This window comes from Allobosea sp. 10L422 (assembly GCF_056395345.1).
Map to the genome: position 1 here is coordinate 56805 of NZ_JBFTJI010000007.1, position 21991 is coordinate 78795.

Genomic DNA, 21991 nt, shown 5'->3' on the forward strand with positions numbered 1-21991 from the left:
CTCGGGCGGCGCTTGTCATCGGAATACGCATAAGCGCGGCGGCGCAGAAACGCCGCGTCGAACCATTTCAGAGGCAGAACGGAACGACTGGAGTCCATGATGAAACTGCGCGGATTGCTCTTCGGCATCGCGGCCACGCTGGCGGCCTCCACGGCGCTGGCCCAGCAGCCGGTCAAGATCGGCATGATCACCACGCTCTCGGGCCCCGGCGGCTATCTCGGCCAGGACATCCGCGACGCCTTCAAGCTCGCCATCGAGATGGAAGGCGGCAAGCTCGGCGGCGTGCCGGTCGAGCTCGTGGTCGAGGATGACGCGCTGAAACCCGGTCAGGGCAAGCAGATCGCCGAGAAGATGCTGAAGACCGACGGCATCAAGATCATGACCGGCATCGTCTTCTCGAACGTCGCCGGCGCCACCGTGCCGGATATCGTCGATTCCGGCGCGCTCTATGTCAGCCCCAATGCCGCGCCGTCCAACTTCGCCGGCAAGGAGTGCAACGAGAACTATTTCGTCGTCGCCTGGCAGAACGACAGCCTGCATGAGAGCGCCGGTCAGTACGCCACCAATCTCGGCTACAAGAAGGCCTTCATCCTCGCCCCGAACTACCAGGCCGGCAAGGATGCGCTGACCGGTTTCAAGCGCCTGTTCAAGGGCGAGATCGCCGGCGAGGTCTATACCCGCCTCGACCAGACCGACTTCGCCCCCGAGATGGCGCAGATCCGCGCGGCCAATCCCGACGTCGTCTTCCAGTTCCATCCGGGCGGCCTCGGCATCGCCTTCCTGCGCCAGTACCAGCAGGCCGGCCTGCTCGGAAAGGTGCCGATGGTGCTGGCGGAGCCCTCGCTCGACGCCACCACCCTGAAGGCGGTCGGCGACGCCGCGCTCGGCCTCAGCGTCACCGCCCACTGGAACACCGACTTCGACAACGCGGCCAACAAGAAGTTCATGGAGGCCTGGACCAAGGCCTATAACCGCGTGCCGACCTATTACGCCAGCCAGGGCTACGACACCGCGCTCGCCATCGCCTCGGCCTTGAAGGCGACCGGCGGAAAGACCGATGTGCCGGCCCTGCGCAAGGCGCTCGCCAAGGCGGATTTCCAGTCGGTACGCGGCGCCTTCAAATTCGGCCCCAACCAGCACCCGGTGCAGGATTGGTATTCGCTCAAGGTCGAGAAGGCCGCCGACGGCACGCCGGTGCTTAAGACGACCGGCAAGGTGCTGAGCAACCACAGCGACGTCTACGCCAAGGACTGCAAGCTCTGAGCCGTAGAAGGCTCGGATTCTACCCACTCGCGAGACGCGCCGTCATGGTCGGGCTTGTCCCGACCATCCACGTCTTCGCTGGTCAAGGCCCTGTTCACAACGTGGATGCTCGCCACAAGGGCGAGCATGACGAAACTGGAACAACGCCGGTGTTCCCAAGCGAACGCGGCTCACTCTAGCCCCGACAAAAATGACGCTCGTTCTCGAACAATTGCTCAACGGTTTGCAGTTCGGCGTGATGCTGTTCCTGCTCGCGGCCGGGCTGACGCTGATCTTCGGCATCATGGGCGTGATCAACCTCGCCCATGGCTCGCTCTACATGGTCGGCGCCTATGCCGCCGCCTTCGCCGCCGCCCAGACCGGCTCCTTCCTGCTCGCGGTGATCGCCGGGCTGACCGCCGCCGCCGTCATCGGGATGGTGATGGAGCTGGTCGTGCTGCGCCGGCTCTATGCGCGGGACCATCTCGATCAGGTGCTGGCGACCTTCGCGCTCATCCTGATCTTCAACCAGAGCGTGACCATCCTGTTCGGACGCCAGCCGCTCTTCGTCTCGATTCCCCCTGCGCTGAACGGCTCGGTCCAACTCCTGCCCGGCCTGACCTACCCGGTCTATCGCCTCGCCATCATCGCGGTCGGCCTGCTCGTGGCGCTCGGCCTCTATCTCCTGATCAACCGCACCCGCATCGGCATGCTCGTGCGCGCCGGTGCGACCCATCGCGAGATGGTGCGCGCGCTCGGCGTCGACATCCGCTTGCTCTACACCGCCGTCTTCGGGCTCGGAGCCCTGCTCGCCGGCCTTGCCGGGTTGATGGCCGGGCCGATCCTCGCCGTGCAGGTCGGCATGGGCGAGCAGATCCTGATCATGACCTTCGTCGTGGTGGTGATCGGCGGCGTCGGCTCGATCCGCGGCGCCTTCTTCGGGGCGCTGATCGTCGGCCTCGTCGACACCTCGCTGCGCGCCTTCATGCCCGGCCTGCTGCGCCATGTCATGACCGGCTCGGAGGCCGATGCGCTCGGCGCCGGCCTCGCCTCGATGGGCATCTACCTGCTCATGGCGATCGTGCTGCTGGTGCGGCCCAAGGGACTGTTCCCCGCCCATGTCTGACGACGCCATCACCCGCCCACATGCCGCGACGCCCGCGCTGGGCCGCATCATCGCGCTGGTCGCCCTCGCCGCCGCGCTGATCGCCCTGCCCTTCGTCGTCAAAGCGCTCGGCCAGCCCGCGCTGGTGCCGCTGGCGACACGCGTCCTGATCTACGCCATCGCCGCCGCCAGCCTCAATCTCGCGCTCGGCTTCGGTGGCATGGTCTCCTTCGGCCACGCCGCCTTCTTCGGCATCGGTGGCTATGCCGTCGGCATTCTCTACCGCACGATGATGGACGACGCCCTCTTCCTCGGCTTCATCCCCGGCACAGACCAGCTCCTGCTCACCCTGCCGCCCGCGATCCTCGTCGCCGGCCTCTTCGCCTGCGTGATCGGCGCGCTGTCCTTACGCACCAGCGGCGTACAGTTCATCATGATCACGCTCGCCTTCGCGCAGATGCTGTTCTTCCTGTTCGTCTCGCTAAAGGCCTATGGCGGCGATGACGGCATGACGATCCGCCGCCGCAACGCGCTCTTCGACCTCAACACCCGCGACGACGTGACCTTCTACTTCATCTGCCTCGTCGTCGCGGCGCTGGTCTTCCTCGCGCTCTGGCGCATCGTCGGCTCGCGCTTCGGCATGGTGCTGGCCGGCATCCGCCAGAACGAGCGGCGCATGGCCGCGATCGGCATCGCGCCCTATCGCTACAAGCTCGCCGCCTTCGTCATTTCCGGCATGGGCGCCGGCCTCGCGGGCGCGCTGATGGCGAACTATCTGCGTTTCGTCAGCCCCGACATGCTGCACTGGACCAAATCCGGCGAGCTGATGATCATGGTCATCCTCGGCGGCGTCGGCACACTGCTCGGGCCCCTGCTGGGCGCCGCCGCTCTCGTCATCCTCGAGACCGTGCTGACGGGCTGGACCGAGCATTGGCAGCTCGTTCTGGGTCCGATCCTGCTCCTTGTGGTGCTCTTCACGCAGGGCGGGCTCAACGGGCTGATCAGCCGCGTCGGCCTCGGCAGGAGCGCGCCATGACCGCGACGCTCCTCTCGATCCGTGGCCTGCGCAAGCGCTTCGGCGGGCTCATTGCCACCGATGGCGTCGATCTCGACATACGCGACGGCGAGATCCACGCGCTGATCGGCCCCAACGGCGCCGGCAAGACCACGCTGCTGACGCAGCTCTTCGGCGAACTCACCCATGACGAGGGCGCGATCACGCTCGAAGGCGAGGAAATCGGCGCGCTGTCGACGCCGCAGCGCGTCGCGCGAGGCCTTGCCCGCACCTTCCAGATCAACCAGCTCCTGCCGGACTTCACGATGCTCGACAATGTCGCGCTCGCCGTGCAGGCCCATGACGGCCACAGCTTCCGCTTCTTCGGCAATGCCAGGCGCGACGAGAGCCTGCGCGGCCGCGCCCGCCAGCATCTCGCCACGGCGGGCCTCAGCCACCGCGCCGAGGTCAAGGTCGCCGATCTCTCTCATGGCGAGCAGAAGCAGCTCGAATTCGCAATCGCGTTGGCCTGCGAGCCGCGCCTGCTCCTGCTCGACGAACCCATGGCAGGGCTCGGCCACGCCGAGAGCGAGCAGATGGTCGCGATGCTCTCCGCGCTGAAGGGCCGCGTCACCATGCTGCTGGTCGAGCACGACATGGAGGCGGTTTTCGCGCTGGCCGACCGAATCTCCGTGCTGGTCTATGGCCGCGTCATCGCCACCGGCACGGCCGAACAGATCCGCGACAATCCGGAGGTGCGCACCGCCTATCTCGGCGAGGGAGACGCCTGATGCTGAGCGTGCGCAACCTGCAATCGGCCTATGGCAGGAGCCAGGTCCTGTTCGATGTCGCGCTCGATATCGCCGAGGGCGAGGTCGTGACCCTGCTCGGCCGCAACGGCATGGGCAAGACCACGACGGTGCGCTCGATCATGGGGCTGCTGGCGCCGAAGGGCGGCGATATCCGCTTCGAGAGCCGGGACGTGCGCGGCATCGCGCCCGAGAAGATCGCCCGCTGCGGCATCGGCCTCGTGCCGGAGGGCCGGCAGGTCTTCCCGACGCTGAGCGTGCGCGAAAACCTCGTCGCCACCGCTTCGAACCGGCTGAAGCGTTCCTCGCCCTGGACGCTAAGCCGTGTCTACGCGCTCTTCCCCCGGCTGCAGGAACGCGCCGGCCAGTCGGCCCGCACCCTCTCCGGCGGCGAGCAGCAGATGCTCGCGGTCGGCCGGGCGCTGATGACCAACCCGAAGCTCCTCATCCTCGACGAGGCGACGGAGGGCTTGGCGCCGGTGATCCGCGCCGAGATCTGGGGCTGCATCGAGGCGCTGAAGGCGCAGGGACAGTCGATCCTGCTGATCGACAAGAACATCAATGTCCTCAAGCGCATCGCCGACCGGCACTACATCATCGAGAAGGGCCGCACGGTCTGGTCGGGCTCCAGCGCCGACCTCGCGGCCAATGCGGAACTGGTGCATCGTTATGTCGGCGTCTGAAACGGACCTCATCGAGATCATCGCGCACAGCGCCGAGAACGACCCGGTCGAGGCCTTGCGCGATGCACTGAGCGACATCCTTGGCGGGCTCATCGCCGCGGGCTGCGGCCCGCATCATCTGCGCGAAATGATCTGGGAGACAGACCGGCCCGAGGCCTTCCATCTCTCCCGCCATAGCGTCGAACTGGCCTACCGCGAGGTCTTCGCCGGCTTCCGCCCGCCGATCCGCCTTCAGCCGAGAGCGGAAGCCGGGCTGACCATCCGCGCCCGCCACGCCGCGCCGCAGCCGCTGCCCGAGACCATCGTCGAGGACTACAGCTTGCGCGAGCTCGGCCGGCAATACAGCCCGCGCCTGCAAGCCGACATGAAGGCGCTGTTCCGGCAATGGAGCCGCGACGGCGAGGCCTTCCGCGCCCGCCATGGCGCCGCCGATCTCGCCTATGGCCCCGGCCGCTTTGAGACGCTCGACCTTTACCGCCCGGCCGGGGCGACGCGCGCTCCGATCTTCGTCTTCATCCATGGCGGTTACTGGCAGGCCTCGGACAAGGTCCAGCATGCCCAGTTCGCGCAGGCGCTGCTCGATGCCGGCTATGCCGTCGCCATGCCCAATTACGGCTTGGCACCTGATACGCCGCTGGAAGCAAGTCTCGCCCAGAGCGTCGCAGCGCTGAACTACCTCGTCCGCGAAGCCGATGCGCTCGGCCTCGAACCGACGCGCCTGCACATCTCCGGTCATTCCGCCGGTGGACATCTCGCCGCGATGGTGCTCTGCGCGCCGGATGCCCCACCGATCGCCTCTGCCCTGCTGCTCTCCGGCCTCTACCACCTCAACCCGCTCGGCAACCTGCCGCTCGGCCGCCTGCTCGGCCTCGACGATGCCGCGCGCGCAACGCGGCTCAGCCCGATCGCCCAGCCCCGCCCGCAGGCCACGCGGATCGCTTTCGCGGTCGGCGAAGGCGAGAGCGACGCCTTCAAGGCGCAATCGGCGGCACTCGCCGCAACATGGCAAGCGCCGGCGCCCCTGATCTGCCCCGGCCATCATTTCAGCATGCTGGAGGGACTGAACGGCGGCACGCTCCTCGACCTTGCGTTGAGAACGGCTGAAGGCTCATGACGACGCGTTCGGCCAAGCCGCTGCGCCTTGCCCTGATCGGCTGGGGTGCCATCAATCGCCGCGTTGCCGAGCTTCTGGCCCAGCGGGACGGCGGCGACATTACTATTGCGGCCATCGCGGTCCGTAACCCCGCTGCGGCCAGTGACATCCCGGCCGGTGCCAAACTGATCACGACACCGGACGAGCTGGCCGCTCTCGACCTCGATCTCATCGTCGAGGCCGCCGGACGCGAGGCGGTCGGCATCTGGGGCGAAGCAGCGCTCGGAAACGCCCCGGCATTCGCCGTCGCCTCGACCAGCGCCTTCTGCGACGACGCGCTGCTCGATCGCTTGATCGTCACCGCCGAAAACCGGGGCAGCCAGATCCTGATCCCGCCCGGCGCGCTCGCCGGCATCGACGGCATCGCGGCCGCGGCCCTGCTCCCGCTCGACGAGGTCGTCCATCGCATCGTCAAGCCGCCGGCCGCCTGGCGCGGAACTTCGGCCGAAAGCCTGATCGCGCTCGATGGGCTTGCCGATGCGAAGGTCTTCTTCTCCGGCACGGCCCGCGAGGCCGCCTCACGCTTCCCGCAGAACGCCAATGTCGCGGTGATCTCCGCACTGGCCGGCATCGGGCTCGATCGAACGCGCGTCGAGCTCGTCGCCGACCCCGCCGCCACTGGCAACGGCCACAAGCTCAGCGCCCGCGGCGCCTTCGGCAAACTCGATATTGCCATCGAGAACCGGCCTCTCGCATCGAATCCGAAATCCTCGGAGATGACGGCGCTCGGACTGGTCAGGCTGATCGAGAACCGCGTGCGGACGCTGGTGCGTTAGACGATGCCCTCCAAGTCATGCCCGGGCCTGACCCGGGCATCTCGGAGGCCAGCCCGCCGTCGCGAGATTCTCGGGTCGAAGCTTGGCTTCGCCCGAGAATGACGCACGCAACGAGCGCAGCTCATTCATAACCAGATCGATCTGAATTTATCTGATTTAGCCGACTGGATCACAGAATAAGCCGCCCCCTATGGTCCCCCTGAGAATGGCGGAAACCACCCGAACAGACCGCTGAACGCACCGCCAGCCGAGGCTTTCATGACGACCTATCCCGATCTCAAGCTCTATATCGGTGGCGCCTGGCGGAAGACGGCGGAAGAGCAGGCGGTGATCAATCCGGCCGACGAAAGCGTCATCGGCACCGTGCCCCTCGCCTCCCATGCCGATCTCGACGATGCGCTCGCCGCCGCCGCGGAAGGCTTCAAGGTGTGGAGCCGCGTGGCGCCGCGCATCCGCGCCGAGATCATGCTGAAGGCGGCTGCGCTGATGCGCGAGCGCGTCGAAGAGATCGCCCACTCGATCACGATGGAGCACGGCAAGCCACTTGCCCAAGCCCGGCTCGAGGTGATCAGAGGCTGCGAATTCTTCGAATGGGACGCGGCCGAGGGCCAGCGCGCCTATGGCCGCGTCGTGCCGAGCGAGCCCGGCATCCGCTACATCGTCACCCATCAGCCGGTCGGCACGGTCGCGGCGTTCTCGCCCTGGAATTTCCCGATGAGCCAGCCCTGCCGCAAGATCGCGGGCGCGCTCGCGGCGGGCTGCTCGATCATCATCAAGGCGGCCGAGGAGACCCCGGCCGGCGCCCTCCATATCGCGCGTGCGCTGCACGATGCCGGCCTGCCGCCCGGCGCCTTCAACCTCGTCTTCGGCGTCCCCGCCAAAATCTCCGGCTATCTCATCCCGCAGGCGCAGACCCGCCTCGTCGCCTTCACCGGTTCGACAGCGGTCGGAAAGCACCTCTCCGAACTGGCCGCGCGCCACATGACGCCGGTGCTGATGGAGCTCGGGGGCCACGCCCCGGTCATCGTCTGCGACGATGTCGACCCCATTGCCGCAGCCCATCTCTCGGCCACCCGCAAGGTCCGCAATGCCGGCCAGGTCTGTACCTCACCGACACGCTTCTTCGTGCAGCAGGATATCTATGAACGCTTCACCAAGGCCTTCGTCGAGAGGGCGCAGGCCGTAACGGTCGGCAACGGCCTGGACGCGAAGACCGAGATGGGGCCTGTCGCCAACCATCGCCGCATCGAGGCGCTGGAAGCGCTGACCGCCGATGCGCGGGCCCGTGGCGGGCGCGTTCTGACCGGCGGCGAGCGCCTCGGCAATCGCGGGTATTTCTTTCCGCCGACCGTTCTCACGGAGCTGCCGGACGACGCCCGCGCGCTCCGCGAGGAGCCCTTCGGGCCGATGGCGATCATCAATCCCGTCCGCACGGTCGAGGAAGCCATAGAGAAGGCCAATTCCCTGCCCTTCGGCCTCGCGGCTTACGGCTTCACGCACTCTGCGGCGCGCGCCGACCAACTCGCCGAAGGTATCGAAGCGGGCAACGTGTCGATCAACACACTTGAGGCCTCCGTCGCCGAAGTGCCGTTCGGCGGCGTCAAGGATAGCGGCTATGGCCGCGAGGGCGGCGCCGAAGGGCTGGCCCATTACATGACCGTCAAGACGCTGTCGCACCGGATGGTCATATAGCCGCAATGCGCCGGGCAACCTGACCGGCTATCCTTCTGGCGGGATCGCCGTAGGGACGAAATATTGCGCATGGACGGGGTGAAAGGCTGGCGGCCTCGGGTTTTCCCGTCATTCTGGCCGCGATGATTCGCCCCGCTCCCCTCTTGATGCTGGCGCTGGGTCTCGGCGCCTGTGCCGTGGGGCCGGACTACACGCCACCTACGCTTGACCTGCCGCAACGCTGGAGCGCTGCGAATAGCGGGCCGAAGGCGCCGAAACCGAGCGAGTGGTGGCGCACCCTGCGCGACCCGACGCTGAACGCGCTGGTCGAGCAGGCCATCGCCGGCAATCTCGACGTCGCCCAGGCCAAGGCCCGCATCCGCGAGGCCCGGGCCACGCGCGAGCAGGCGGTCGGCGCGCTCTTCCCGCAGGTCGACGGCAACGCCTCCGCCATACGCTCCCGCTCTGCGATCGTGACGCGCAACAGCTTCCGCGCCGGCTTCGATGCCTCCTGGGAGATCGACCTCTTCGGCGCACAGGATCGCGCCGTCGAGGCCGCGACCTATGGCACCGATTCCGCTTTCGACGACCTCGACGGCGCAATGCTGACACTGATCGGCGATGTTGCGTCGACCTATGTCGAGGCGCGTGGCCTGCAGGCGCGGATCGCGCTGGCCCGCAGCACGGCCAAAACGCAACGTGAGACTGAGGCGCTGACCCGCACGCGCTTCCGCGCCGGCGACATCTCCGCCATCGACACCTCCCGGGCCACCGCCCAGGCCGCGAGCACGGAATCGCAGATCCCCTTGCTCGAAACCTCGCTCGCCCAGAACCAGCATCGCCTGGCCGTGCTGATCGGGCGCCCGCCGGCGGCGACGGCGCCTTATTTTGCGCGCGCAGCCGCAGTCCCCGCGACACCCGCCCCGCCGCGCACCGGGATTCCTGCCGACGTGCTGCGTCGCCGGCCCGATGTCCGCTCGGCCGAGCGCCTGCTCGCCCAGGCGACGGCGCGGATCGGCCAGGCGGAGGCCAACCGCTATCCCTCGGTCTCGCTGACCGGCAACATCTCGACCTCGGCGCTCAAGCTCGGCGATCTCGCCAAGAACAGCGCCATCGGCTGGACGATCGGCCCGAGCCTCAGCGTCCCCATCTTCAACGGCGGCGAGCTCGCGGCGGCCGTCGATGCGGCCAGGGCCCAGCGCGACCGGCAGGACGCGGCGTTCAGGCTGACGGTGTTGACCGCGTTGCAGGACGTCGAGGACAGCCTTGTGGGCTTGCGGCAGGAGCGGATCAGGCTCGGCAGCCTGTCGGAAGCCGCCCAGGCCTCGACCCAAGCCGCGCAGCTCTCGCGCGCGCTCTACACCTCCGGCAATGCGAGCTTCCTCGACGTGCTCGAGGCGCAGCGCACCCAGTTCGGCGCCGAGGAGGCGCTGATCCAAAGCCGGGTCACGCTCGCGACACAGTTCATCGCTCTCAACAAGGCGCTCGGCGGCGGCTGGCTCAGGCCCGTCGAAGTCTCGGCGCCGGCCGTGATCGACGGCGAAACCGGGCCGCGCCTACGCCTTATTCCCGTAGAGGAACCGCAACCATGAGGCCGCGCCGCCTCCTGCTCCCTGCCCTGATCGTCGCCGCTGTCGGCGGCTACTACCTCTGGCAGGCACGACAGCCCGCACCGGCTGAAACCGTCAACCTGCCGACCGTCGAGGCAGCGATGGGCAATGTTGAGGAAGCCGTGCTCGCTTCCGGCGCGCTGGAACCGGTCCGGCAGGTCAGCGTCGGCTCGCAAGCGACCGGCCGCGTCGTCTCGCTCAAGGTCAAGCTCGGCGACAACATCAAGGCAGGCGACCTGATCGCCGAGATCGACGGCATTACCCAGCAGAACACGTTGCGCTCGGCCGAAGCCGATCTTGCCGCACTCAAGGCGCAGCGCGCCGAGCGCTCCGCCAGCCTCGCCTATGCGGAGGCCGTGCTCGCCCGCCAGAAGCTGATGGTCGGCCAGAACGCCGTCTCCCGCGACGCCTACGAGAACGCGCAGATGACCGTCTCGACGACGCAAGCCCAGATCGAGGCGCTCGACGCCCAGATCGTCTCGGGCCAGGTCAAGGTCGAGACCGCCCGGGCCAATCTCGGCTACACTCGCATCACCGCGCCGAGCGCCGGCACGGTCCTCGCCCTCGTCGCGCAGGAAGGCCAGACGGTAAACGCCGTTCAGTCCGCGCCCACCGTCGTCGTGCTCGGCGACGTCTCGACCATGACGGTCAAGGCGAAGATCTCCGAAGCCGACGTGCTGCGGGTGAAGGCCGGGCAGGAGGTGTATTTCAGCGTGCTCGGCGCGCCCGAGCAGCGCTTCCCCGGCAAGATCTCCTTCGTCGAGCCCGCGCCCGACACGCTGAAGACGCAGAACACGACCTCGTCCTCCACGGCGAGCAGCAGCTCTTCGGCCTCCAGCACCAGCGCGGTCTACTACAACGCCCTCTTCGAGGTGCCGAATCCCGAGGGCCGCCTGCTGACCTCGATGACCGCGCAGGTCACGGTGATCGTCGGCCGGGCCCAGAACGTCGTCACCATCCCCTCGACAGCCATCCGCCGCCGCGGCCCCAACGCCTTCGTCGAGGTGCTCGGCGAGGATGGCAAGGTGGAGCAGCGCAAGGTCACGATCGGTCTCGACAACAAGATCGTCGCCGAGATCGCCACAGGCCTGAAGGCGGGCGAGCGCGTCGTCACTGCGCGCAGCGGCGGCGGCGCCGACGCGACCCGCCCGGCACGCCGTTCCCGCTCGCCCTTCGGTTTCTGACGATGGGCGTGCCGCTCATCCGTCTCGCGGGCGTCCGGCGCGATTTCGGCACCGGCGAGGCGACCGTCGCCGCGCTCGACGGCGCGGATCTCGTGATCGAGGCGGGCGAGATGGTCGCGATCGTCGGCCAGTCCGGTTCCGGCAAGTCGACGCTGATGAACATCATCGGCTGCCTCGACCGGCCGACCGGCGGAACCTACGAGATCGACGGCCGGCCGACGCGTGACCTCGACCCGGACGAACTCGCCCGACTCCGGCGCGAATATTTCGGCTTCGTCTTCCAGCGCTATCACCTGCTCTCCGAGCTGACCGCGCTCGCCAATGTCGAGGTCCCCGCGATCTATGCCGGCATTCCGCCGGGTCCGCGCGAGAAGCGCGCCGCGACGCTGCTCGACCGGCTCGGTCTCGGCCCCCGCAAGACGCATCGCCCCTCCGAGCTCTCCGGCGGCCAGCAGCAGCGCGTCTCGGTGGCACGCGCCCTGATGAACGGCGCACGCGTCCTCCTCGCCGACGAACCGACCGGCGCGCTCGACCGCAAGAGCGGCGAGGAGATGCTGGCCCTGATCGAGGAGCTAAACCGCGAGGGGCACACCGTCATTCTCGTCACCCACGACATGAATGTCGCCAACCGCGCCCATCGCATCATCGAGCTCAGCGACGGCAGGATCATCGCCGACCGGCGCACGGCGCCGCGCTCGGAAAAGGTGCCTCCGCCCTCTCCTGTCCCGCCGCCGGCGGGGCGCCTGCGCGCCGTCTTCGGCCGGCTGAAGGAGGCGTTCGGCATGGCGGTGCGCGCCATGGCCGCCCACAAGCTTCGGACGACGCTGACCATGCTCGGCATCGTCATCGGCATCGCCGCCGTGGTCAGCGTCGTCGCGCTCGGCGAGGGCGCCAAGCGCAATGTGCTGCAGAACATCTCCGGCCTCGGCACCAACACGCTCGAGATCTTCCCAGGCGCCGGCTTTGGCGATCTGCGCTCCGGCCGCGTGCGGACCCTGACCGTGCTCGACGCCCAGGTCCTCGCCGGCCAGCCCTATGCCGCCAGCGTGACGCCGACGGTGACGACGAGCGCGACGATCCGCTTCGGCAATGTCGAGGCCACCGCGCAGGTCAACGGCGTCAGCGAGCGCTATTTCGACGTGCGCGGCAGCGTGCTGACGCGCGGCTCCTTCTTCGATGCCGCGGATGTCCGCACGCTCGCGCAGGACGTGGTGATCGACGAGAACGCGCTGGGCGTGCTCTTCCCGCAGGGACGGGCGAACCCGATCGGTACGGTGATCCTGATCGGCTCGGTGCCCTGCCGCATCGTCGGCGTGATCCGCCAGCAGCAGGGCGGCTTCGGCGGCAGCCAGAACCCGCAGGTCTTCCTGCCCTACACCACCGTGCAGGGCCGTTTCCTCGGCGACCTCTCGCTACGCAGCATCACGCTGCGCGTCGACGACGAGACACCGATGGCCGCCGCGCAGGAAGCCGTGACGGAACTCCTGACCCACCGCCACCGCGCCAAGGACTTCTTCATCCTGAACCAGGACGAGATCCGCAACACCATCACCAGCGCCACCGCGACGATGACGCTGATGATCTCCTCGATTGCGGTGATCTCGCTGCTGGTCGGCGGCATCGGCGTGATGAACATCATGCTGGTCTCGGTGATCGAGCGCACCAGCGAGATCGGCCTGCGCATGGCTGTCGGCGCGCGCCGCAGCGACATTCTCCAGCAATTCCTGATCGAGGCCTCGCTGGTCTGCTTTATCGGCGGCGCGCTCGGCATCGGGATGGCGCTCGCCATCGGCTTCGCCTTCGAGGCTTCGGGCTCGCAGGTGAGCTTCATCTATTCGGGCGAGGCCTTCGTAGCTGCCATAGCCTGCTCGACGCTGATCGGCCTGACCTTCGGCTTCCTGCCGGCCCGCAACGCCGCGAGTCTAGACCCGGTGGTCGCGTTGGCGCGGGACTAGGGCTTTCGCCCGCGCCGCGCAGGAGCTTCCGGCAGGATGCGCCCGGCGCTCGACAGGATGCTGGTTGCCAGCGCCCGCGCCGCCTCCTGATGCGACTGGCCGCCGATAACAACGAACTCGATCGTCCCGAGCGTTGGTAGCACCTCGCGCGGCTCGACCTCGGCAAGCCCCGGCGGGATCAACCGCGCCGAATGGGCGGTGATGCCGAGCCCGGCAACCGCTGCCGCGCGAAGGCCCGCCAAGCTGCCGCTGGTGCAGGCGACGCGCCAGGGTCGCCCCGCCTGCTCCAGCGTCTCGATCGCATGGACGCGCGTGATGCTCGGCGGCGGATAGAGCACCAGCGGCACCTCGCGCTGCTCGGCGAGCCGCGCGCCCGGACGCCCGACCCAGACGAGTCGTTCCTGCCAGGCGACCTCGCCGCGCGCGTCACCCTTGCGGCGCTTGGCGAAGATCAGGTCGAGATCGCCGGCATCATATTGTTCGTAGAGCAAGCCGCTGAGGCCCACCGTCAGCTCCAGGTCGACTGCGTGATGCTGCATGGCGAACTCGGCCAGGATGTCCGGCAGCGCCGTGTAGGCGAAATCCTCGGAGACTCCGAGCCTGAGCCGCCCACGCAGGGTCGAACCTTCGAGATAGCGCTCGATCCGACGACCAGCATCGAGCGCTTCTCGCGCGAAGGGCAGAATGGCGTCGCCGTCCGGTGTCGGGCGCACCTCATGCGTGTCGCGCGCCAGCAAGCGTCGCCCGACCCGCTTCTCCAGCCGCGCGACGTGCTGGCTGACCGAGGATTGGCGCAGGCCGAGCTGGCGCGCGGCTTCCGTGAAGCTCAGCGTCTCGCAGACCTTGAGGAAGCTCTGCAGGAGGACGGAATCGAGCGGCTTCTTGTCCAGTTCCATGCCAATCACGATCCATGATGAGCGATATCATGTCCAGTCCGGATCAAAATGAACATGAAAGGGATTACAAGGCTGCATCCAATCGGAAGGACCGCAGATGATCCGCCGCACGCTCGCCCGCTTCGGCATCGACCCCTATCTCATCGCGCTCATGACGACGGTCGCGGTCGCAGCCGTGCTGCCGGCACGCGGCGTCGGCGCGGAAGTCGCCAATGACGCCGTTTCGGTGGCGGTCGCCTTGCTGTTCTTCCTCTACGGCGCGCGCCTGTCGCCGGTGGCAGTCTGGGAAGGCTTGCTGCACTGGCGACTGCAGTCGCTCGTCTTCGCCAGCACCTATGTGCTCTTTCCGGTTCTCGGGCTCATTCTCACCCGCGCCTTCGGCAACTGGCTGCCGTCGGAACTGGTAGCAGGGCTGATCTTCGTCTGCATCCTGCCCTCGACCGTGCAATCCTCGATCGCCTTCACCTCAATCGCCCGCGGGAATGTCGCGGCGGCATTGTGCAGCGCCTCCGTCTCCAACCTCTTCGGCATGGTGCTGACCCCGCTGCTCGTCGTGCTGCTGCTCGATTCGAAGGGCGGTGGCTTCAGCACACGCGCCGTCGAAAGCATCGCGCTGCAGCTCCTGCTGCCCTTCGTCGCCGGGCAATTGCTGCGTCGCTGGATCGGGCCGTTCCTGCAGCGCCACAAGGCGCCGATCTCGCTGGTCGACCGCGGCTCGATCCTGCTCGTCGTCTACGCCGCCTTCAGCGAGGGCATGGTCGCCGGCATCTGGTCGCAGGTCACGCTCGCCGACCTCGGCCTCGTCATCGGGCTCGACATCGTCATGCTCGCCGCCGTGCTGGTGATCACGACCTTCGCCAGCCGCCGTCTCGGCTTCTCCAAGGAGGACGAGATCGCCATCGTCTTCTGCGGCTCGAAGAAAAGCATGGCGAGCGGCATTCCGATGGCGAATATCCTCTTCCCCGGTCAGGCGCTCGGCCTGATCGTGCTGCCGCTGATGCTGTTCCATCAGGCTCAGCTCTTCGCCTGCGCCGTGCTGGCGCAACGCTATGCGCGCCGCCCGGCCAAGCCCGAGACGAAGGCGCCCGGCGAACCGGTGCTTGCTCCGGCGAAAGCCTGAGCATCGCTTCGCACGCGATCTTTCGAACCAGCAGAGGGAACAGCGCTTCGCGAACCTCGTTGATCCCGTGCACGGCTGAAGCCGTTGCCCTCTCCGAAACCAGGATCCCCCGCGAATGGGGAACCATCATGGAGACGCGACATGCAGGACGAGAAATCCCAGCACGAGATCAGGAAGATCGCCTACGCATTGTGGATCAAGGACGGCCAGCCCGAGGGGCGTGACCGCGAGCACTGGGACGCGGCCAAGGAAATCTGGGCCTATCGCAGCCACAACCACGTGCTGGAGGATGAGAACGTCTCGCGGCCGTCAGGCCAGCAGGCTGCCGAGATGCCGTCAAAGCAAGCTTCGGCCGGGAAGACCTCGCGTCGGCAGAGCACCTGAGACGGCGCCGCTGCCCGTCCGGACCAGCCAATGACCTAACTTTGCGACCGGGCCGACCTATCGGCCCGGAAGGGCTTTGTCGTGATCAGGGGCAGAGATAGCCGCCCTGATCCGGCAGGCAGCGCGCGCCCGTGGGCAGAATGAGCGCGCCGCCGGGATCGCGTTTGACGTAATCGCCATTGGGCAGCTCGAAGCCGCCGGTCGAGTCCGGGTTCACCCGCGTACCGTCCGGGAGGATGAGCTGTGCGCTGTCGCGGACGATCCGCTTGGCAGAGCCGCCCGAAGCAGCCGGAACCGCACGGGGCTGGGATGAGACGCAGCCTGCCACGAGGATGGCGACCACGCTTGCAGCTATCGATATCCTGATCATCAGCCATTGTTGCCGTGCCCCGCGCAGCGGTGCAAGCCCGTTCGGGCATATGAGAGGATATGGCGGCAGCATCTCACCGCCTCCCGGCTTCGCTTAGCCGGGCATCTCTGTTCTCCACAGGTGTTTTCGGGTTGATTCGACCGCGGCGGAGCAATGCCGGGCACGGTTTTCCGATGCGCCGGAAAGAAAAAACCGTGCCACCGCGAATCATCTTTGCCGGCCGGTAGCCGATCTGTGTTCATCGGTCGACTCGCGAACATTCTTTGAGCTGTCGCAATCGAAAGCGATCCACAGTTGGAATGAACCCGCGAATCATCTGTATTGCGGAAGGGGGGGAGTTCAGGCTGACCGTCGGCTCACAGCCGCGCGGCCACAGTTAACTATGCGTTAACCTGTGTTAACCAATGGTCGCGATATGACGATGCCGAGCAGACATCGAACGGCACGCCAATGAGTGTTTCGAGGCAGCTACCGCCCGTACACCCCACGGTGCGACGTCCAACACTCAGTCATGTGGCGATGTCCGCCGCGGCGGCCGGGTTGTTTTTCACGATCGCAGGCTGCGGCGAGCAGAAGCTTTCCGATTCCGAGCTGATGATCGCGTCGCGGTCCATCACGGTCGATGTCGGCAGGGCGATGGTCTTGCCGCCGCCCGGCAGCCTCCCTGTGACCGGCGTCACGCAACGCAGCTACGACAATGCCGTCTCGCAGGTTATTTCGCTGACGACGCGCGGCCGCACGCCGGGTGAAAATGCCATCCATGCCGCCTTCTTCACCGTCACCGATCTGCCCGACAGGCTCGGCGTCGAGGGCAATCTGCTGCGCGAACCGGGTATCGACGACTTCTCCATTGCCCAGGAAATGGAAGAGCGCCTGCCCGGAATCGCCATGGCGCCCGCAGCCGTCTTCGTCCAGAACAAATACGGCCCCTTCAGCTATGCGTTCGGGCGCGGAGTAGGCGGCGAAGCCTGCCTCTATGCCTGGCAGCGCATCGCGAGCGGCGACAGCCTGTTCATGCCGAGATCGGGCGTGATTTCGGTCCGCATCAGGGTCTGCGACCCCGTCGCCACCGAGGCGGCGCTGCTGCGCCTCGCCTACAGCTATTCGATCAACGCCTCGCTGCGGCGTACGGGCTGGAGCCCGATCGGCGATGCGCCGTCGCCTGCGCCGGAACTCGGCAAGGCCGGAGCGCCGATCTATCCGGTGCCGCAGGCCTCTGCTCCCGATGCCTTCGAGCAGGCCCCCGCCGCCCGGCCGCGCCCGGTCCGGGCGCCGCGAAGCGAGCGCCGCGTGCAGGAAGCTCCCGAGCCGATCCCGGACAAGCCTCTCGAAGGATATCCGACCGTCCCACCCCCGCCCGCGCCCTGAACACGATCCGGATTGCCGAACGCCCATGCGAACAGCATGCTACGTCATCTTCTGGGCCATCACAGCGATCGTGGTCGTCGCGCTCATCACGCTGCCGATCAGCTTGCAGGCGCATCTGATCGCCGGTGCGATCGTGGTGAGCGCGATGATCATCCTCAAATTCCTGAGGCCTTACGGCGTCTGGAGGCTGATCGCGCTGGGCCTGGGGACGGCAATCGTGTTGCGCTATATCTACTGGCGCACCACGAGCACCCTGCCTCCGGTCAACCAGCTCGAGGATTTCATTCCGGGCCTGATCGTTTACCTCGCCGAACTCTACAACATTGGCATGCTGTTCCTCAGCCTGTTCGTCGTGGCCATGCCCCAGCCGAGCCGCAAGGCACCGCCGATCGATCCGCAGAGCGCGCCCACGGTCGACGTCTTCGTACCCTCCTATAACGAGGATGCCGAGTTGCTGGCGACCACGCTCTCGGCGGCGCTGGCGATGGACTATCCCGCCGGCCGCCTGAAAGTGTACCTGCTCGACGATGGCGGCACCGACGAAAAGTGCAACGCCGACAATTTCGTTGCTGCCAGCGCCGCCCAGGAGCGCCGGGCGACACTGCAGAAGCTCTGCGATGGGCTTGGCGTCTCCTACCTGACGCGCGAGCGCAACATCAGCGCCAAGGCCGGCAACCTCAACAACGGCATCGCCCATTCGCAGGGCGAACTGATCGTCGTCTTCGACGCCGACCACGCCCCGGCACGCAGCTTCCTGACCGAGACAGTCGGCTATTTCGGCCAGGATCCGAAGCTCTTCCTGGTCCAGACCCCGCATTTCTTCATCAATCCCGACCCGCTCGAACGCAACCTCAAGACCTTCAAGACGATGCCGTCCGAGAACGAGATGTTCTACGGCATCATCCAGCGCGGCCTCGACAAATGGGACGCGTCCTTCTTCTGCGGTTCGGCCGCGGTCCTGCGGCGCGTAGCCCTGCAGACGACGAACGGCTTCTCGGGGAGGAGCATCACGGAGGACGCCGAGACGGCGATCACCCTGCATGCCACCGGCTGGCACAGCGTCTATGTCGACAAGCCGCTGATCGCAGGACTGCAACCGGCGACCTTCACCAGCTTCATCGGCCAGCGCTCGCGCTGGGCGCAGGGCATGATGCAGATCCTGCTGTTCCATCGCCCGATGTTCAAGCGCGGCCTCTCCCTGCCGCAGCGGCTCTGCTATTCGTCCTCCGCCCTGTTCTGGCTCTTCCCCTTCGCGCGGCTGACCTTCCTGATCGCGCCGCTGTTCTACCTGTTCTTCGGCCTGGAGATCTTCACCGCCTCCGGCGCCGAGTTCATCGCCTATGTGCTCAGCTACATGGCGGTGAACCTGATGATGCAGAACTACCTCTACGGCCGCTATCGCTGGCCTTGGATCTCCGAACTCTACGAATTCATCCAGTCGGTCTATCTGCTGCCGGCGGTGATCTCGGTGCTGCTCAGGCCGACCAAGCCGACCTTCAAGGTCACGGCCAAGAACGAATCCCTGGAGCAGCGGCGCGTCTCCGAGCTCGGCAAGCCGTTCTTTATCATCTTCGCCGTGCTGTTCCTCGGCGTCATCGCGACCTACTGGCGGATGATCGCGGAGCCCTACAATGCCGACACGACCCTCGTCGTCGGATTGTGGAACATCCTCAACCTGCTGATGGCGGGCTGCGCGCTCGGCGTCGTCTCCGAGCGGCCGGAAGGGCGCGCCGCCCGGCGCTTCCCGGTGAAGCGGCGCGGCGAGATCAGCATCGACGGCCACATCGCCCCGGTCGTGACGGAGAATGTATCCGTCGACGGCATCGCCATCCGGGTACTGTCCAGGGACCTCGACAAGGTGTCGATCGGCAGCGTGGGGCAGGTGTCGTTCGAAACGACCATCGACATGCCGCGTGGATCCCTGCCCTTGCGGGTCATGCGCGTCGCTCCCGACGACAAGGGTCTTCTGCTCGGCTGCAGCTACCAGCCGACCGAACCGCTGCACAGCCGCATCATCGCCGATCTCGCTTTCTCCGACGCCGAGAACTGGAGCCAGTTCCAGAAGTCGCGGCGGCAGAACATGGGGGTGATCTACGGCACGATCCGCTTCCTGCGGATGGCGGCCTTTCAGACGAGCCGCGGCCTGTCCTATTTCTTCGGCCTCTACCGGTTTTCACGGTCGTCCACGCGCACCGGAGCGGCGGAATGAGACGGCTCCCGCTCACCCTCCTCACAGTCGCGGTTGCCACACTGACGCAGGGCCTCCTCCCGCGGCTCTCGGCACAGGAGGCGCCAGCGACGGTGCCCGGTCCGGCCCCCTTCATGATTGCGCCGCCCGGCGCGCAGCCGGCCGAACCGCCGCCCGCGGCGAGCCCTGCCCCGCCTCCGGCCCGGGAGCCGGTGGCGCCATCGCCGGCTCCGGCCTTCGCCTTCAAGCCGCTGCTGCCGGCACCGCGCGTCATGCTCGAAGGCGAGAGCGATACACGCAGCTGGGCCTTCTACCTGACGCAGGACGAGGCGGCGGCCGATCCCAATCTCGATATCGCCTTTCAGAATGCACTGGTCGTGATGCCGGAGGTTTCCCGGCTGGCCGTCCGCCTCAATGGCGAACGGGTGATCGAGATGCCGATCGCATCGTCCGACCGCCTGAAGCAGACCTCGGTCGCGGTTCGCAAAGGCCTGCTCAGGCCGGGGCTGAATACGATCAGCTTCGAAGCCCTGCAGCGCCATCGCACGGATTGCACGGTGGCTTCGACCTATGAGCTGTGGACCCGCATCGACGGCGCGGGCACCCGGCTGACCTTCAAGGGACCGGCGGCGCAGCAGTTCCGGCTGCGCAGCCTCGACGATCTGCCGGCGATCGGCGCCGACGAGGGCGGCCAGACCACGATCGTCATCGTCGCCCCCGGCGCAGCGAGCGCGATTGCCGCGAACAGCATTTTCGCCGTGGCGCAGGCCCTTGCCCTGCGCGGGCGATACGGCCAGGTCGCAGTGAAGGTCTCGGAACGCCTGCCCGAACGTGCCCGGCCGGGCACATTGACCGTCGCACTCGGCACGAACGACGAGATCCGTGCGTTGCTCGGCGGGTTGCCCACCGAAGCCGGCGGACGCAGCTTCCTCGGCTTCGTGCCGAGCCCGAAGAAGAGCACCGACATGCTGCTCGTGACGGGCGCGAACTGGCCGGACATCGACGCGATCGTCGGCAAGCTGCTGACCGCCCCCGTCTCGAGGCCGGCCAACATCAATCGCAAGACCATGGATACGGCGAGCTGGCATGTGCCGGATGCGCCCTTCGTCGCGGACCGGCAGGTGGTGCGGTTTTCCGAGCTCGGCATCCCCACGCAGGAATCGTCCGGCCGGCGCATGCGGGTGCGGGCCGTCGTCGCGATGCCCGGCGACTTCTACGCCAACGCCTACGGCGAGGCGACGCTCTATCTCGACGGCGCCTATTCGGACGAAGTCCTTCCGGGCGACAGCCATATCGAGATCTTCGTCAACGGCAACGTCGCCGCGACCTTGCAGCTCAATGCAGTGACGGGCGGGCTGTTCCAGCAATTCCCGATCACCGTGCCGCTGCGGCATTTCCGGCCGGGCGTCAACGAGATCTGGTTCGAGGCGGTCACCGTAGCCAAGTCGGACCTGAGCTGCGGGCCTGGCGCGACGCTCCCCGGCAAGAGCCGCTTCGCGCTGTTCGACACCACTGTGCTGTCCGTTCCGAACTTCGCGAAGATCGGGGTCAGCCCCAATCTCGCGGCGGCAGCCGGCACCGGCTTTCCCTATTCGGTCGCATCGCAGGTCGCCCTCATCATGGGCCGGCAGGATGCCACCAATCTCAGCGCCGCGAGTACGCTGCTGGCGCGCATCGCCCAGCGGGCCAGCAGGCCGCTCACCGTCGAGGTGCTGTCCGGTCCGGCTGCTGTCGGCGACCGGCCGGTCCTGATCGTCGGCGCCGCCGGCCAGCTGCCGGCCGGGATGCTCCCGCGCGTCGGGATTGCCGACAATGTCCGTGCCACCTGGCCGCTGCGCTCGGACGCCGTGGTGGTGACGCCGGATGCGGAGGGCGCCGCCGTCTTTGACGCCGTGATCAACCGGTTGCAGGGCCGGCAGGCGACGCCCGAAGCCTCGGGCGGAGCAGCTCCGACCACCGAGGCCGTGCGCGACCGCTGGCGCGGCTCGCTGGGCGGCCCTCTTGCCCGCTACTTCATCGCCTTCGATCAGTGGCTCCAGCGAACCTTCGATCTCTCCTTCGCGCAGCTGCGCGCGCCCTCGCGTGCGCCGACGCTCTACGAGCCGGCCGAAGGCACTGACCTGATTGTCGCGCAGGCCGCCGATCCGGAGACGAGACAGGTCTGGACCGCCTTTATCGCCCGCCGCGAAGAGGCTCTGGAAAGCACGGTGGACAGGGTCGTCTCGCCCGGAAACTGGGCGGCCATGGCCGGCAAGATCACCGCGTTCCGAGGCGCCCAGGAGGCGCACATCATCTCGGCCGACAGCACCTCCTTCGTCATGACACGGCCGTTCAGCCTGACGAATATGCGCCTGGTCTTCGCCAACTGGATGTCGAGCAATATCGGCATCTATGCATTGGCTTTGCTCACGGCCTGCATCGGCCTTGGCATCGGAACATCCCTGATGCTCCGGCGGTTGGGGCGTCGATCGTGATCCGCTTTC

General features: G+C 67.2%; 18 protein-coding genes. 16 read left to right on the forward strand and 2 right to left on the reverse strand.

What is annotated here, in order from left to right; genetic code table 11:
• Positions 1–99 precede the first annotated feature (99 nt).
• The 11 genes from AC1DEZ_RS15270 (at position 100) to AC1DEZ_RS15320 (ending at position 13182) form a co-directional block, all read left to right on the forward strand.
• The gene (locus tag AC1DEZ_RS15270) at positions 100–1263 is read left to right on the forward strand and encodes an ABC transporter substrate-binding protein (protein WP_441510714.1); all 1164 of its coding nucleotides are present in this window, start codon (positions 100–102) and stop codon (positions 1261–1263) included.
• A gap of 190 nt (positions 1264–1453) precedes the next feature.
• Positions 1454–2368 carry a branched-chain amino acid ABC transporter permease gene (locus AC1DEZ_RS15275; protein ID WP_441510495.1) on the forward strand — a complete coding sequence of 305 codons (915 nt, stop codon included), beginning with the start codon at positions 1454–1456 and terminating at the stop codon, positions 2366–2368.
• Positions 2361–3383, forward strand: coding sequence for a branched-chain amino acid ABC transporter permease (locus tag AC1DEZ_RS15280; RefSeq protein ID WP_476779890.1), 1023 nt, complete (start codon positions 2361–2363; stop codon positions 3381–3383). Before AC1DEZ_RS15275 ends, AC1DEZ_RS15280 begins: the two co-directional genes overlap by 8 nt.
• Positions 3380–4132, forward strand: a complete 753-nt coding sequence (locus AC1DEZ_RS15285; protein ID WP_476779891.1) for an ABC transporter ATP-binding protein — start codon at positions 3380–3382, stop codon at positions 4130–4132. The genes AC1DEZ_RS15280 and AC1DEZ_RS15285 overlap by 4 nt, the downstream gene beginning before the upstream one ends.
• Positions 4132–4833, forward strand: coding sequence for an ABC transporter ATP-binding protein (locus AC1DEZ_RS15290; protein WP_441510498.1), 702 nt, complete (start codon positions 4132–4134; stop codon positions 4831–4833). Before AC1DEZ_RS15285 ends, AC1DEZ_RS15290 begins: the two co-directional genes overlap by 1 nt.
• Entirely contained in the window at positions 4820–5947 is a 1128-nt protein-coding gene (locus AC1DEZ_RS15295; RefSeq protein WP_441510499.1) for an alpha/beta hydrolase, read from the forward strand. The genes AC1DEZ_RS15290 and AC1DEZ_RS15295 overlap by 14 nt, the downstream gene beginning before the upstream one ends.
• Complete coding sequence (locus AC1DEZ_RS15300) at positions 5944–6762, forward strand: aspartate dehydrogenase (RefSeq protein WP_441510500.1); 819 nt, start codon at positions 5944–5946, stop codon at positions 6760–6762. The genes AC1DEZ_RS15295 and AC1DEZ_RS15300 overlap by 4 nt, the downstream gene beginning before the upstream one ends.
• Positions 6763–7020: 258 nt before the next feature.
• Complete coding sequence (locus AC1DEZ_RS15305) at positions 7021–8454, forward strand: NAD-dependent succinate-semialdehyde dehydrogenase (RefSeq protein ID WP_441510501.1); 1434 nt, start codon at positions 7021–7023, stop codon at positions 8452–8454.
• A gap of 146 nt (positions 8455–8600) precedes the next feature.
• Positions 8601–10025: an efflux transporter outer membrane subunit gene (locus AC1DEZ_RS15310; protein WP_476779892.1), complete on the forward strand. Its 1425-nt coding sequence runs from the start codon at positions 8601–8603 to the stop codon at positions 10023–10025.
• Positions 10022–11227, forward strand: a complete 1206-nt coding sequence (locus tag AC1DEZ_RS15315; RefSeq protein WP_441510503.1) for an efflux RND transporter periplasmic adaptor subunit — start codon at positions 10022–10024, stop codon at positions 11225–11227. The genes AC1DEZ_RS15310 and AC1DEZ_RS15315 overlap by 4 nt, the downstream gene beginning before the upstream one ends.
• Positions 11228–11229: 2 nt before the next feature.
• Positions 11230–13182 (forward strand): MacB family efflux pump subunit, encoded by a 1953-nt coding sequence (locus tag AC1DEZ_RS15320; protein ID WP_441510504.1) that lies wholly within the window; start codon positions 11230–11232, stop codon positions 13180–13182.
• Here AC1DEZ_RS15320 and AC1DEZ_RS15325 read toward each other — a convergent pair.
• Complete coding sequence (locus AC1DEZ_RS15325; RefSeq protein WP_441510505.1) at positions 13179–14078, reverse strand: LysR family transcriptional regulator; 900 nt, start codon at positions 14076–14078, stop codon at positions 13179–13181. The genes AC1DEZ_RS15320 and AC1DEZ_RS15325 overlap by 4 nt on opposite strands.
• Before the next feature lie 97 nt (positions 14079–14175).
• On the opposite strand from AC1DEZ_RS15325, the gene AC1DEZ_RS15330 reads away from it, so the two are divergent.
• Both AC1DEZ_RS15330 and AC1DEZ_RS15335 read left to right on the forward strand, forming a co-directional pair.
• Positions 14176–15198 (forward strand): bile acid:sodium symporter family protein, encoded by a 1023-nt coding sequence (locus AC1DEZ_RS15330; RefSeq protein ID WP_441510506.1) that lies wholly within the window; start codon positions 14176–14178, stop codon positions 15196–15198.
• Between the two features lie 141 nt (positions 15199–15339).
• The gene (locus tag AC1DEZ_RS15335; protein WP_441510507.1) at positions 15340–15582 is read left to right on the forward strand and encodes a DUF2934 domain-containing protein; all 243 of its coding nucleotides are present in this window, start codon (positions 15340–15342) and stop codon (positions 15580–15582) included.
• 85 nt (positions 15583–15667) lie between these two features.
• Here the strand turns inward: AC1DEZ_RS15335 and AC1DEZ_RS15340 are convergent, their stop codons facing one another.
• Positions 15668–15952 (reverse strand): hypothetical protein, encoded by a 285-nt coding sequence (locus tag AC1DEZ_RS15340; protein WP_441510508.1) that lies wholly within the window; start codon positions 15950–15952, stop codon positions 15668–15670.
• Between the two features lie 540 nt (positions 15953–16492).
• Here AC1DEZ_RS15340 and bcsN point away from each other — a divergent pair.
• From bcsN to AC1DEZ_RS15355, 3 genes are read left to right on the forward strand one after another with little or no spacing between them, the layout of a single operon-like run.
• On the forward strand, positions 16493–17320 hold the full coding sequence (bcsN, locus tag AC1DEZ_RS15345) for a cellulose biosynthesis protein BcsN (RefSeq protein ID WP_441510509.1): 828 nt from the start codon (positions 16493–16495) through the stop codon (positions 17318–17320).
• Positions 17321–17345: 25 nt separating this feature from the next.
• Entirely contained in the window at positions 17346–19529 is a 2184-nt protein-coding gene (gene bcsA / locus AC1DEZ_RS15350; RefSeq protein WP_441510510.1) for a UDP-forming cellulose synthase catalytic subunit, read from the forward strand.
• Positions 19526–21982: a cellulose biosynthesis cyclic di-GMP-binding regulatory protein BcsB gene (locus AC1DEZ_RS15355; RefSeq protein WP_441510511.1), complete on the forward strand. Its 2457-nt coding sequence runs from the start codon at positions 19526–19528 to the stop codon at positions 21980–21982. Before bcsA ends, AC1DEZ_RS15355 begins: the two co-directional genes overlap by 4 nt.
• The last annotated feature ends 9 nt before the right edge of the window (positions 21983–21991 follow it).

Bases quoted from the DNA above. Each gene is read 5' to 3' on its own strand.
- AC1DEZ_RS15290 (WP_441510498.1), top strand. From the start codon at position 4,132: ATGCTGAGCGTGCGCAACCTGCAATCGGCCTATGGCAGGAGCCAGGTC.
- AC1DEZ_RS15340 (WP_441510508.1), bottom strand. From the start codon at position 15,952: ATGATCAGGATATCGATAGCTGCAAGCGTGGTCGCCATCCTCGTGGCA.
- bcsA (WP_441510510.1), top strand. From the start codon at position 17,346: ATGCGAACAGCATGCTACGTCATCTTCTGGGCCATCACAGCGATCGTG.
- AC1DEZ_RS15325 (WP_441510505.1), bottom strand. From the start codon at position 14,078: ATGGAACTGGACAAGAAGCCGCTCGATTCCGTCCTCCTGCAGAGCTTC.
- AC1DEZ_RS15320 (WP_441510504.1), top strand. From the start codon at position 11,230: ATGGGCGTGCCGCTCATCCGTCTCGCGGGCGTCCGGCGCGATTTCGGC.
- AC1DEZ_RS15300 (WP_441510500.1), top strand. From the start codon at position 5,944: ATGACGACGCGTTCGGCCAAGCCGCTGCGCCTTGCCCTGATCGGCTGG.
- AC1DEZ_RS15280 (WP_476779890.1), top strand. From the start codon at position 2,361: ATGTCTGACGACGCCATCACCCGCCCACATGCCGCGACGCCCGCGCTG.
- AC1DEZ_RS15355 (WP_441510511.1), top strand. From the start codon at position 19,526: ATGAGACGGCTCCCGCTCACCCTCCTCACAGTCGCGGTTGCCACACTG.
- AC1DEZ_RS15310 (WP_476779892.1), top strand. From the start codon at position 8,601: ATGCTGGCGCTGGGTCTCGGCGCCTGTGCCGTGGGGCCGGACTACACG.
- AC1DEZ_RS15305 (WP_441510501.1), top strand. From the start codon at position 7,021: ATGACGACCTATCCCGATCTCAAGCTCTATATCGGTGGCGCCTGGCGG.
- AC1DEZ_RS15270 (WP_441510714.1), top strand. From the start codon at position 100: ATGAAACTGCGCGGATTGCTCTTCGGCATCGCGGCCACGCTGGCGGCC.
- AC1DEZ_RS15335 (WP_441510507.1), top strand. From the start codon at position 15,340: ATGCAGGACGAGAAATCCCAGCACGAGATCAGGAAGATCGCCTACGCA.
- AC1DEZ_RS15275 (WP_441510495.1), top strand. From the start codon at position 1,454: ATGACGCTCGTTCTCGAACAATTGCTCAACGGTTTGCAGTTCGGCGTG.
- AC1DEZ_RS15285 (WP_476779891.1), top strand. From the start codon at position 3,380: ATGACCGCGACGCTCCTCTCGATCCGTGGCCTGCGCAAGCGCTTCGGC.
- AC1DEZ_RS15295 (WP_441510499.1), top strand. From the start codon at position 4,820: ATGTCGGCGTCTGAAACGGACCTCATCGAGATCATCGCGCACAGCGCC.
- AC1DEZ_RS15315 (WP_441510503.1), top strand. From the start codon at position 10,022: ATGAGGCCGCGCCGCCTCCTGCTCCCTGCCCTGATCGTCGCCGCTGTC.
- AC1DEZ_RS15330 (WP_441510506.1), top strand. From the start codon at position 14,176: ATGATCCGCCGCACGCTCGCCCGCTTCGGCATCGACCCCTATCTCATC.